This is a genomic window from Mycobacterium sp. SM1 (genome assembly GCF_018361265.1).
Classification (GTDB): Bacteria; Actinomycetota; Actinomycetes; order Mycobacteriales; family Mycobacteriaceae; genus Mycobacterium.
The window spans coordinates 302,917-314,926 of sequence record NZ_JAFLNH010000001.1; the positions used below are offsets into that span (position 1 = coordinate 302,917).

The 12,010-nt window shown below is 68.7% G+C and carries 10 protein-coding genes; 1 reads left to right on the forward strand and 9 read right to left on the reverse strand.

What is annotated here, in order from left to right; translation table 11 throughout:
• Window positions 1–23: 23 nt before the first annotated feature.
• The 7 genes from MSM1_RS01375 to mshB form a co-directional block, all read right to left on the reverse strand.
• Entirely contained in the window at window positions 24–2,357 is a 2,334-nt protein-coding gene (locus MSM1_RS01375; protein WP_213439847.1) for an APC family permease, read from the reverse strand.
• Window positions 2,358–2,509: 152 nt separating this feature from the next.
• A complete protein-coding gene (gene dapC, locus MSM1_RS01380; protein ID WP_213439848.1) occupies window positions 2,510–3,658 on the reverse strand; it encodes a succinyldiaminopimelate transaminase in 1,149 nt (382 codons plus the stop codon).
• 23 nt (window positions 3,659–3,681) lie between these two features.
• On the reverse strand, window positions 3,682–4,008 hold the full coding sequence (fdxA, locus tag MSM1_RS01385) for a ferredoxin (protein WP_213439849.1): 327 nt from the start codon (window positions 4,006–4,008) through the stop codon (window positions 3,682–3,684).
• 228 nt (window positions 4,009–4,236) lie between these two features.
• Complete coding sequence (locus MSM1_RS01390; protein WP_213439850.1) at window positions 4,237–4,554, reverse strand: YbhB/YbcL family Raf kinase inhibitor-like protein; 318 nt, start codon at window positions 4,552–4,554, stop codon at window positions 4,237–4,239.
• Window positions 4,554–7,160, reverse strand: a complete 2,607-nt coding sequence (locus MSM1_RS01395) for a bifunctional FO biosynthesis protein CofGH (protein WP_213439851.1) — start codon at window positions 7,158–7,160, stop codon at window positions 4,554–4,556. Before MSM1_RS01395 ends, MSM1_RS01390 begins: the two co-directional genes overlap by 1 nt.
• A gap of 5 nt (window positions 7,161–7,165) precedes the next feature.
• The gene (locus MSM1_RS01400; protein WP_236054706.1) at window positions 7,166–7,603 is read right to left on the reverse strand and encodes a hypothetical protein; all 438 of its coding nucleotides are present in this window, start codon (window positions 7,601–7,603) and stop codon (window positions 7,166–7,168) included.
• The gene (gene mshB / locus MSM1_RS01405) at window positions 7,600–8,493 is read right to left on the reverse strand and encodes an N-acetyl-1-D-myo-inositol-2-amino-2-deoxy-alpha-D-glucopyranoside deacetylase (RefSeq protein WP_213439852.1); all 894 of its coding nucleotides are present in this window, start codon (window positions 8,491–8,493) and stop codon (window positions 7,600–7,602) included. Before mshB ends, MSM1_RS01400 begins: the two co-directional genes overlap by 4 nt.
• A gap of 129 nt (window positions 8,494–8,622) precedes the next feature.
• Here mshB and MSM1_RS01410 point away from each other — a divergent pair, with 129 nt between their 5' ends.
• On the forward strand, window positions 8,623–9,255 hold the full coding sequence (locus tag MSM1_RS01410; protein WP_213439853.1) for a TetR/AcrR family transcriptional regulator: 633 nt from the start codon (window positions 8,623–8,625) through the stop codon (window positions 9,253–9,255).
• A 7-nt stretch (window positions 9,256–9,262) separates the two neighbouring features.
• On the opposite strand, the gene MSM1_RS01415 is transcribed toward MSM1_RS01410, so the two are convergent.
• Both MSM1_RS01415 and MSM1_RS01420 read right to left on the reverse strand, forming a co-directional pair.
• On the reverse strand, window positions 9,263–10,000 hold the full coding sequence (locus tag MSM1_RS01415) for a class I SAM-dependent methyltransferase (RefSeq protein ID WP_213439854.1): 738 nt from the start codon (window positions 9,998–10,000) through the stop codon (window positions 9,263–9,265).
• A 29-nt stretch (window positions 10,001–10,029) separates the two neighbouring features.
• Entirely contained in the window at window positions 10,030–11,925 is a 1,896-nt protein-coding gene (locus MSM1_RS01420; RefSeq protein WP_213439855.1) for an ABC transporter family substrate-binding protein, read from the reverse strand.
• Window positions 11,926–12,010: the final 85 nt, after the last annotated feature.

Genomic DNA, 12,010 nt, shown 5'->3' on the forward strand with positions numbered 1-12,010 from the left:
CTAGAAAGCCACCGTGGGATTCGTCACGGGTGAGGCGTTTCGCCTGCGTGTTCGATCACGGTGTACACCGGGTCGGCCATTGACAGCGGACCGTTGCCACTTTGGTGCGCCTTCCCGGTGATGCGCAACCGCTGCCCGGGCCGGATATCGGCGCCGCGTCCCGGGCGGAACGTGACGCGGATATCTCCGCTGTCGTCGTCGACGACTACCCGCCGGAAGGCGCGTTGACCTGTGGTGACGTCCTCGACTCGGCGCACTCGCCCTTCGATGGTGGCCCGCTGCCCGAGGATCAGGCCCCGGATCGCGACGACCGCCGGGGAGTGCTCGGGGGGCTCGTGTGTTTGCGTGGCATGTTGTTGTCCCAAAAGAATTCGCTGCTCGAGCTTTGCCAGTTCTCGTGCCACGCGCTGGCCGAAGAGGTCGGGGAACGCTTCTGTGATCCGCGACCGCACGTCATAGGGCACAATCGTGGCTGCCGCGTCGGAGATCCGGCTGATCGCCCGGGCGATCTTGTCGGCGGTCCGGTCATGCAGCAGCCGGCCCAGCAGCGGGGTGTAGGTGCGCCGAGGCAACAACAGGGTCACGTTGGTGTCGGGGTATTGGTCGCGCGCGGTCAGCACGAGCTCTTGGGTGGCACGGATGAGCTGCCGATCGGGGCAGTTCACGATCCGCAGCCGGGTGTCGAGGTCGAAATGCTCCCAGCGTTCCCGCAACCGCGCGGCATGGGCCGCGTCGAGCATGAAGTGCACGGCGGTTAACTCGTCGGCGCGCAGTCCCTTTCCGTAGCGCAGCGCCTCGAGCACCGCGAGGTCGAGCGAGCTCACCAGGACGAAAACCCGGTGACGGGCATACTTGACCAAGTCCGGGCGATCGGTGCGGAACCTCTCGAGAATCGCGGCCTCGGCGCGGTACTCCAGGTTGAGGCGGATCAACGCGAACACCAGCACGGGAAAGACCACGACGACCAGCCACGCTCCCTCGGTGAACTTCGCCACCGCGAAGATGCCCACCACGATCGTCGACAGGATGGCCGCAGACAGATTGATCACCAGCTTGTGTCGCCAGCCGGGCTCCCGATGCGTCAGATGGTGTTTGGTCATGCCGTAGCCGGCCATCGCAAATCCGGTGAACACCCCGATCGCGTAAAACGGGACCAGCGCGTTGACCAGGCCACCGGTCGTCACCAGCAGCGTCACCGATAATGCCGTGAGCGTGATGATGCCATTGGAAAAGACAAGGCGATAGCCGCGTTTGGTTAATTGCCGCGGGAGGAAGCGGTCCTCTGCGACAAAGCTGGCCAACATCGGGAAGCCGTTGAAGCTGGTGTTGGCCCCGGTGAGCAGGATCGCCGCGGTCGATGCCTGGACCAGCACGTACAGCGTTTGTCCGATCAGGCCGTGGCCGAACACCGCGCGTGTCACCTCCGACAGCACCGATGGATATCCGGCCTTGTAGGGCGGCGTGTGGGTCGCGTAGGCCAGGTAGGAAACGCCAGCCACCAAGAACCCGAGAATGCAGGCCATCGTGGTGAGAACTCGACGCGCGTTGAGGCCCTCGGGCTTACGAAACACGCCGACGGTGTTGGAGATCGCCTCCACCCCGGTCAGCGACGATCCGCCGTTGGCGAACGCGCGCAGCAGCACCAGAATCGTCGCGCCCATCACCAGCCCGCTCCCCTGGTGCACGGGTACCGCACCGGGCATCTGCTGTGGGTCGTATGTGGGTAAGCCCCAGAAGATTTCGCGAATGATCCCGGTCACGATCGTCAGCGTGAGCATGATCACAAAAAAGTAGGTCGGCAGCGCGAACGGCCGTCCCGCTTCCCGTAATCCGCGCAGGTTGGCATAGCACATGACGGCCACGGCAGCCACCGTGAGCTCCAGGTGGTAAGGGCCCAATGGCCGGATGGCCGACTCCACCGCCACCATGCCCGCCGCGGTCTGCACCGCTACGGTGACCACGTAGTCGATCAACAGCGCCGCCGCCGCGATCTGGGCCACCCGCGGCCCGAAGTTCTCCCGGGCGACGATGTAGGAGCCCCCCGCTCGGGTGTAGGCCATGACCACCTGGCGATAGGACGCGGCGACCAGAACCAGGATGAACAAGATCACGCCGGTGATCGGCAGCAGCAGTGTGAACGCCGCCATCCCGGCAAACGGCAGCAGTTCGATCAGGATCTCCTCGGTGCCGTAGGCGCTTGAGGAGATCGCATCGGGGGAAAGGACCCCCAAGGCAACGGGATTGGACAATCTCTCGGACTTGAGTTCCTCGCTGACGAGGGGCTTTCCCAAAAGGAGCCGTTTGACGACGTCCCCGAACGACAACGGGATGCCCAGCCGGTCGGTCGATGATGTCACGCGCCACGCCCCCTACCCGATCAACGTGGCCCAATCAGAGTGGCCACGAAAAGCGTCCGATTCTGCCTGGTGACGACACGTTGACCTACCGGTGCGGACGGCATGGCCACCGGATAGGGTGCCACCGGCCGGATGGATACCACGGTTCCCGGTCACCAGCGCCGCGAGGGGTGCGAGACCGCGGGGCCCTCGCGGCTGTCGGGCGAGCCGTTCGGCTGCAGCCGGGCAACGGCGGCCGCGATCCGCTCATCGGTGGCGGTCAGCGCCAGCCGCACGTGCCGGCTGCCGCCCCGGCCGTAGAACTCGCCGGGCGCCGCCAGGATGCCGCGCCGCGCCAGCCAGTGCACGCTCGCCCGGCATGACTCGCCGCGGGTGGCCCACAGATATAACCCCGCCTCGGAATGATCGACGGTAAAGCCGGCCGACCGAATAGCCGCCAGCAGCGCATTTCGCCGGCGCGCGTAGCGGTCGCGCTGCGCGCGTTCGTGAGCGTCGTCCTCCAGCGCGGCGACCATGGCCGCCTGCACCGGTGTTGGCACCATCATCCCGGCATGCCGGCGCACCGCCAGCAGCTCGGCAACCACCGTGGAGTCGCCGGCGACGAAACCGGCTCGGTAACCGGCCAGCGATGAGCTTTTCGAGAGTGAGTGCACCGCCAGCACGCCGGTGTGATCCCCGTCGCACACCGCGGGATGCAGCACCGACACCGGCTGGGCGTCCCACCCCAGGCTCAGGTAGCACTCGTCGGAAACGACCAGCACGCCACGCTGCCGCGCCCACCCGACGATCTCGCGCAGGTGATCCACACCAAGCACCCGTCCGGTCGGATTGGCCGGGGAGTTCAGGTACACCAGCGCCGGAGAGCGCGCGCCGCCCAGGGCGGTCGGCGAGTCTGCGCGCAGCACCTGCGTTCCGGCCAGCCGGGCGCCGACTTCATAGGTCGGATAGGCCAATTCGGGCACCACAACCAGATCGCCGGCGCCCAGGCCCAGCAGCGTCGGCAACCACGCGATGAGCTCCTTGGTGCCGATCGCCGGCAGCACCGCCGCCTCGGTCAGCCCCGTGACGCCGTAGCGGCGGGCCAGCGCGGCCACCATCGACTGGCGCAGCCGCGCGGTGCCGGCGGTCGCGGGGTAGCCGGGCGCGGCGGCGGCCCCCGCCAGCGAGTCACGGATCAGCGGCGCAACCGGGTCGACCGGCGTGCCAACGGACAAGTCGACGATCCCGCCCGGATGGGCCTGGGCCAGGGCCCGTGCTTCGGCCAGCGTGTCCCAGGGGAACACCGGCAAGGACGCCGACACGCGCCGGCGGCTCCGGGGCCCGTTCAGGCGCTTTCGCCCTGCGGCGGTAGATCCCTGACCACCTGCGGGTCGTTCTCGGTCATCCCGACCTTCGCCGCGCCGCCCGGCGATCCGAGTTCGGCGAAGAAGTCCGCGTTGATCTGCGTGTAGTGACTCCACTGCTCGGGAACGTCGTCTTCGTAGAAGATCGCCTCGACGGGACAGACCGGCTCGCACGCGCCGCAGTCCACGCATTCGTCGGGGTGGATGTAGAGCATCCGAACGCCCTCATAGATGCAATCGACCGGGCATTCCTCGATGCACGCCTTGTCCTTGATGTCGACGCACGGCTCGGCGATCGTGTACGTCACGAAAGTCTCCTCCAAGTGCTGTTAGCTGACCACTGCTTCCGCTCGCGAAGGACGTCCCGGGAAGTCGCTGACGCTAGCCGATCCCGGTAGCCGATCTCGGTAGCCGAAGCCCCATCCCCAGTGTGCCCTAAAGCTTTCGCTTCGCGATAGTGCGGCTGCGCGGTTACTGATACTAAACGTCGCAGATACGACGTGGGCACGTGCCCCGCGGCGGGCCGCCCGCACCGCTCAGCCACCGAAAAGACCCACCGTGCAAGCGACGGCCACGGCGCTGTTAGCGATCTTTTGGGTCGCTTCCCGCGCGGGTGTGCTCGGCGCCAACGTCAACGGCCTTTGCAGCGCATACAGCTGGAAGCGGTAGTGGTGCACGGTGCCGGCCGGCGCATCGGGATCGTCGACGACCAGGGCCAGCGACTGGGTACCGGGCGGGACGTTTTCCCAGCGAAGCGGCGGCGGCACGGTGCGGCCCTTGCAGGCGTACACGACCGGGATCGGGGTGTTGTCGGCGAAGGCGGAACTGCTCAGCGCAAAGGCTCCCACGGTCATCACGGCTCCCGAGTCGACAGCGATAACGGCGCTTTGCCACCGATGCTGCCCGACACGGGCGCGTAGGTGGTGGTGCGCTGTCGCGCGGGCCGGCCGATGCCCACGGCGATGGCGACCAGCTCCGGGACCGTCTTGGCCGACCCGTGTTCCGAGCCGGCCATGCGCGAGATGGTCTCCTCCATCAGCGTGCCGCCCAGGTCATCGGCGCCGCCGTTGAGCATCACCTGGGTGCCGTGCACACCGAGCTTGACCCAACTGGTCTGGATGTGCGGAATACGCCCGTGCAACATGATCCGCGCGAGCGCGTGCACGGCCCGGTTGTCGCGATGGCTGGGGCCGGGCCGAGACGCGCCGGCGAGATACAGCGGCGAATTCTGATGCACGAACGGCAACGGCACGAACTCGGTGAAACCGCCGGTACGGTCCTGGATGTCGCGCAACACGTTGAGGTGAGCAACCCAGTGCCGGGGGCTGTCGACGTGCCCGTACATCATCGTCGAGCTCGACGGCAGGCCCACTTCGTGCGCGGTGGTGACGATTTCGATCCACAGCGACGTCGGTAGCTTGCCCTTGGTCAGCACCCAGCGCACCTCGTCGTCCAGAATCTCGGCCGCGGTGCCGGGGATGGTGTCCAACCCGGCCTCGCGCAGGCTGATCAACCACTCCCGAATGCTCAGCCCGCTTTTGGTGGCCCCGTTGGCGATCTCCATCGGGGAAAACGCATGCACGTGCATCGACGGCACCCTCGCTTTCACCGCGCGCACCAGATCCGCGTAGCCGGTGACGGGCAACTCCGGGTCGATGCCGCCCTGCATGCACACCTCGGTGGCGCCCGCTAGGTGGGCCTCCCAGGCGCGCTCGGCAACCTCGGCGACCGACAGCGAGTACGCGTCGACGTCACCCTTGCGCTGTGCGAACGCGCAGAACCGGCATCCGGTGTAACAGATGTTGGTGAAGTTGATGTTACGGTTCACCACGTAAGTCACGTCCTCACCGACCACCTCGCGGCGTATCGAATTCGCCAGCGCGGCAACAGCATCCAGTGCCGGCCCCTCGGCGCTGGCCAGCGCCAGGTACTCCGCGTCGCTGCAGCCGGCGGGATCGCGCTCCGCCGAACGCAGCGCGCCCAGCACGTCGGTGTCGATGCGTTCGGGGGCGCGGATCGCCAACTCCTGCACCCGGGCACGGATGGACTCCCAATCTCCGAACGCGCTGTCCAGGTCGCTGCGGGCCTCGCCGGCGCGGCCCTCGATGTCGATGGCCACATGCAAATCCACCCGGCCGGAAGAGACCACCTCGTCGGGCTCCTGCCACGCTCTGCCCACCGGATTGACCTCACGAGCCAGGCCGGTCTCCGCGTCGGCGAGCGCGAGCACGTGCCCGCGCACCCGCGGGTCGATCCACGCCGCACCCGCCCGCACGTACTTGGGGTGCACGGTAAGCCGCTGCACCAGCTCGTAGCCGGCCTCCGCGGTGACGGCGGCCAGCTCCGCTATAGCTGGCCAAGGCCGTTCGGGGTTGACGTGATCCGGTGTCAGCGGTGAGACCCCGCCCCAGTCGTCGACGCCGGCGGCGATCAGCGCCAGGCATTCCTCCCGCGACACCAGGTTGGGCGGCGCCTGGACGCGCATCCCAGGGCCGAGCACCAGCCGCGCCACCGCCACCGTCGCCAGGAAATCCTCGATGCCGGCGTCGGGCACCGCGGCCATCACGGTGTGCTCCTTGGCCCGGAAGTTCTGCACGATCACTTCCTGGATGTGCCCGAACTCCTTGTGCAACTTGCGAATCGCATGCAAAGTATCGGCACGTTCCAGCAGCGTCTCCCCGATTCCGACCAGCAGGCCTGTCGTGAACGGGATGGACAACCGGCCGGCGTCGGCTAGCACCCGCAATCGGACCGCGGGATCCTTGTCGGGGCTGCCGTAATGCGCGAGCCCCCTGGTTTCGAAAAGCCGCCGCGACGTCGTCTCCAGCATCATGCCCATCGAGGGCGCCACCGGTTTCAGTCGGGACATCTCCGACCAGCTCATCACACCCGGGTTCAGGTGCGGCAACAGCCCGGTCTCCTCCAGCACCCGGATCGCCATCGCCCGCACGTAGGACAATGTGGAGTCGTAGCCGCGTTGGGCGAGCCACCCCCGTGCCTCTGCCCAGCGATCCTCCGGCCGGTCGCCGAGGGTGAATAATGCTTCCTTGCAACCAAGTTCGGCGCCGCGACGGGCGATGTCGAGGATCTCCCCGGGCTCTAGATACATGCCTGCCCCTTGGGCGCGCAGCCGGGCGGGAACCCTCACGAACGTGCAGTAGTGACAGCTGTCCCGGCACAACCGGGTGACCGGGATGAACACCTTGCGCGAATAGCTGATCTGCAAGCGCCCGCTCGGGGAGCGTCTGCCCTCCGATTGCAGGCCCGCGTCACGCACCCGCGCCGCGCTGGCGCACAGGTCGGACAGGTCGTCCCCGCGCGCCGTCATGGCGATGGCCGCCTCGTCGATGTTCAACGCCACCCCGTCTCGTGCCCGGCGCAGCACCCGCCGCAACCCGCCGCGGATGGCCGACGGGGCGCGCGCCGGAAAAGCCGGGGTGGACCGAGCAATGCCGGGCATGCCCGTCACCTTAGACCCGCGCTACCTTCCCGGCGTCGCGGCCCCGGCCTGCGGTGGCGGTAGCCGGCGGCGGTGCGCCACAGCACCCACGCCGGCGGCACCGAGCCCAGGGTGATCAGCAGCAGCGCACCGTAGGCCAGCACGCCGCGGCCGGCGAATATCCTGTCGTCACCGGGGCCGCCGAAGCTCATCGCGACCACCGTCAGCAGCCAGGTCCACAGCGGCAGCGCGGCCACCCGGATCGACTCGGTCCAGTGCCGGGCTGCCCACACCAAGGCCGCGTTGACCAGGCCACTGATCGGGGCGCTAAGCGGACACGGGACCGATCCGATATAGGCGGGCAGCAGCAGCGCGCCGGCCATCGCGGACAGCACGCCGTCGACGGCCAGCACGATCAACACGCCGATGCGAAGGCCGGGACAACGGCCTGCCGGGCGCTTCATTCGGCAAGGCCCAGTCCGGCCAGCAGATCGGTTTCCCAGCCGCGCGCATCGCGCTCTCCCGGGTCTCCGGCGGCCAGGATGTAGTGCTCCCGGGCCATGATGGGCAGCGCCAGGTTGTTCGACAGCGCGCACGCCCGGCCGGTGGGGCCGATGCTGACTTGAGTCGCGTGGGCGGCGAGCGCCGCGACCTTGCTGGGCAGCGCGTCCGGGGCCTCGATGACGGCGTCGATCTGCTCGTCGGGATACCCGAAGCCCCCGAAGTCATGGTCGGCGGCCGGCACGACCCATTCGGCTCGCACATCCTCGGGACCCAGTGCCCGCCAGCCCGTCGCCAACGCCGCCGTCGCCATTACCGTCCAGTACGTCTTCGGCACCGTCCAGGGCGCACCCGGAAAGCCGGTGGCGCCGGCGGCGGCCACCGCCGCCATGGTGACGGCGTGGGCGCGCACGTGATCGGGATGGCCGTAACCCCCCTTGGGGTCGTAGCTCACCACGACATGCGGGCGGAGCTCACGAATGATCGACACCAACGCGCCGACCGCCTCCCGGTCGTCGGAGTCGATGAACTTCTGCCGGCGCCGCCGCGGGGTGCCCGGCATTCCCGAGTCACGCCAGCGACCGGCCCCGCCGAGAAAGAGGGGCTCATCGACGCCCAGTGCGCGCAACGCCGCGGTGAGCTCGCCGATGCGATAGCCGCCGAGCTGGTCGGCGTGGTCGACGGTGAGCTGCGCCCAGCGCTCGCCGATCACCTCGCCTTCCTCGCCGAGGGTGCAGGTGACGACGCGCACCTGCGCTCCGCGGGCGGTGTAGTGCGCGATGGTGGCTCCGGTGCTGATGGTCTCGTCGTCGGGGTGCGCATGCACGAACAGCAACCGCGGCGTCTTCTGCATGGGCGCACCATACCGGCGCCGGATCGGCTCGCCGCCTGCAGCCACCGTCAGCCTGGCGCGCGGCAGGCGTGATGCCCCCCGAAGTTCGGAACGCCCGGCTGAGGAACGCCGACGGCTACTATCGTCAGGATGCCACAGCAGCACACCCAAATCCGGGCCGTTCGCAGCCGCCGTCGAGGCGAGGTCCTGGAGCGAGCGCTGTTCGAGGCGACGTTGGCCGAGCTGGCCGCCGTGGGCTACGGCGGGTTGACGATGGAGGGGATCGCGGCGCGCGCCCGCACCGGCAAAGCCGCGCTGTACCGGCGCTGGGCCAGCAAGCATGACTTGGTGCGGGCCGCTTTGCGTTATGCGGTGCCACCGCTGCCCGAGCCGTGCCCGGAGCGCTCGGCGCGGGAAAACCTGCTGGCGGTGTTTGCCGCGCACTGCGACGTCCTGGCGGGTAAGACCGCCTTCCCCAGCCTGGCCATCATGGGCCAGCTCATCCACGAGCCCGAATTGCGGGCGATCTTCGCCGACGCGGTGGTCGCCCCCCGGTTGCGGATCATCGAATCCATCCTGCGCGCCGGGGTGGGCAGCGGCGAGATCGACGCCGCCACGCTGACCCCGCTGACTCCGCGGGTCGGACCGGCGCTTATCAACCAGCATCTCCTGCTCACCGGGTCGCCGCCGAGCCGACGACAACTCGCGCGGATCGTGGACACCGTCATCCCGCGCTGCGCGGCGCCCGGGCACCACAACCGACGACGCGGCGCGGCCGGTTAGCCGCGGCCTAATCCACCCGGGTGGCCGCGACCGCCCACACCGGCAGGTGTACCCGATGGTCTTCCAGCAGCGCCGCGATGACCCGAAGCCGTTCTTGCAACGGCTTAAACCGCGTCGCCTCGGCCTGCCGATCCATCGTCTTTTCCATGAACGCCAACGTCTCCGGACCGAAGATGCCGACGTAGGTCGAGGTGCCCAGGTAATCCACCCGCCATCCGCTCGGACCGAGGACCCGCTCGAAGTTGTCGGCAGGCAGGCCGTCGATCTGTATCCCGTTGACGTTGTGGCGGCCGAATTCGAACATGAACAGCCGCGCGCCCGGCTTGGTGGCCCGATGCAATGCCTGCGCGTACCGGGTTTGGGTCTGCTCGTCATCGCTGAACACGTGATAAAACGCGCTGTCGATCACGGTGTCGAAGCGGCCGTCGAACCCGTCCAGCTTCGTCGCGTCGGCCACCTGGAAGTCCACCCGGACTCCGGCCCGCTCGGCGTTGCGCTTGGCCAGCTCGATCGCCGTCGGCGAGCCGTCGATCCCGGTTGTCGGATAGCCGTGCGACGCATAGAAAATCGCGTGATGACCGGGACCGGTGCCCGGGTCGAGCACCTCACCGCGCACCGCGCCGTAGGCCACCAGCTGCTGCACTACCGGCTGCGGCTCCCCAATGTCCCAGGGCACCAGCACCTCGCCGGCGTGCTCGGCCCCGTACAACACCTCGAAATCCGGCCGGATGCTCTCGCCCGCCATGACAGCCCCTCTCGTCGTCACCGGTCCCGCTACTGGCGGATCTTCAGCCATTGACCGGCATCGCCGACGATACCGACCGGCACCGCGCCGGACAGGCTGACGTTCTGCACGCTGGGACCCGCTGCCACGATGGTGGTGTCTTGCAAAATCGGCAACACCGTCGACATCTCCCATAGCCGCGGTTCGACCTCGTCGATCACGTCGTTGATGTCCTTGGTGCCGGCCAGCGCCGCGTCGATATCCGGCTGGATGCTGTGATCGCAGATTCCGGTGATGTTCGACGGCGCCTGCACCAGCGCCCCGGGGTCGAGCGTGCGGCCGGGTGTTGTCGTCGGGGTCGCCGAGGCGCTGGCGCGGTTCGCGGAGGACTTGGTGGGTACCGCAGACGTGGGGGCCGGCGGCCCGCCCGACGTCGACACGGGCGTGGCCTCTAGCGCCGGGCAGCCGTAACGGGAGGCCAGCAGCGTGGCCAGGTCCCCGCCGGCTTGGCGCCAGCCCACCACGGCGTCCACGCGGTTGTCGACCAATGCCTCGCGGTAGAGCACCACCGGGTCCAGCGCCAGCACCGTCGCGGCAATGCCGGCGTTACGCAGCTGGTCAGCAGCCGTGTTGGCGACCGCCACCGAAGTCGGGTCGTTGGACGCCACGCCGATGACCAGCGACAGCTGCTTGCCGTCCCTGGTGATCCGGCCGCGGGTGAATTCGGGCGGCCGGGTGTTGGCCGGTGCCGCATCCCCGGCTGGCGGCACAACCGTCGCGGCGGTGTCGCTTTCGACTCGGTAGCCGGACGCTTGCAACAGTTCCAGCGCCGCTTCCCTGGTCATCGCGGGCGGCGCGGTCGGCACATAGCCCGGGTCGCTGGGCGAGCGGATCTGAGCTTGGTCCAGGGTGACGGTGTTGTCGCTGCCGGCCCCCACAGCGGCCAGCAGGTCGACGTCGAGCAGCCCGAAAATCGCCTTGCGGACCTGCGAGTCGGCCAGCTTGGGCACATTGGCGCGCAACGTGAGCTCCATGACCCGTGGGGTCATGATCCGCGCTGTTCGCACGTCCGGGATAGCGGACAGCTGGGCGAAGGTCGTGGATCCCCCGCGCACCTGGGCCACTTGGGTGTCGCCGTTGCGAATGGAGTCGGCCAGCGCGGCCGGCGAGCCGGCCCGGCGGAAGAGGATGAGATCGGGTTTGGCCGGCGGCCCCCAATAGCGGTCGTTGCGGGCGAGTAAGATCTCGTCTCGCTGCGGGTCGATGGTCTCCACCCGAAACTGGCCGCCGGTGACCGGCAGGGCGCGGGCCAGCCCGGCCGGGAAGCCGCCCGGCACGTCCTTGACGATGTGCGCCGGCAGAATGTTGCTGAACAACTCCCGCCAGGCGGGGTACTGCCGCGAGAAGGTGACCACCGCCTGCTTGCCGCCGTCGATCGACTGGACCCCGGTAATCAAGTCGTAGCCCGCCGGGTCGATCACCCCCGGCTGGCTGACCATCTGGCGCCAGAGGTACCAGAAGTCGTCGGCGCCGATCGGAGCGTTGTCGGTCCACTGCGCCTCGGGCCGGATCTTGTAGGTCACCGTGAACGGGTCTTCGCTGGTCACGTCGGCGGACACCAGCAGCGTCGGATCGATCTCCCACCGCGACCCGGTTGGCGTGCTCGGGTCCGGCACCGGCCGAAACGCGCTGGGCAGCACGAGCGCGCTGATCGCGGCGTTTACCGCCGACAGATCGGATAGCAGATGCGGGTTGAATCCCGCGCCGATCGAGTCGATGCCCACGATGATCTGCATAACCCGCGGCGGTGGCGGCGGGGCGCTCCTGGAGGTCTCGGTGCTCTGCGGCGCCGGCGGCGGGTGGACGGTACAACTCGGCACCACCACCGCCAGAACCGCCGCGCCGACCGTGATAGCGGCGCGGCGGGCTCGTCTCGGCACGCTCATCAGGGTATCGGGGGCCCGGCGACGGCCCCGCCCCCGGCGCGACGACCGGGAGCCGGTGTCATAAGGGGCCGCGCTGTCGAGCGTT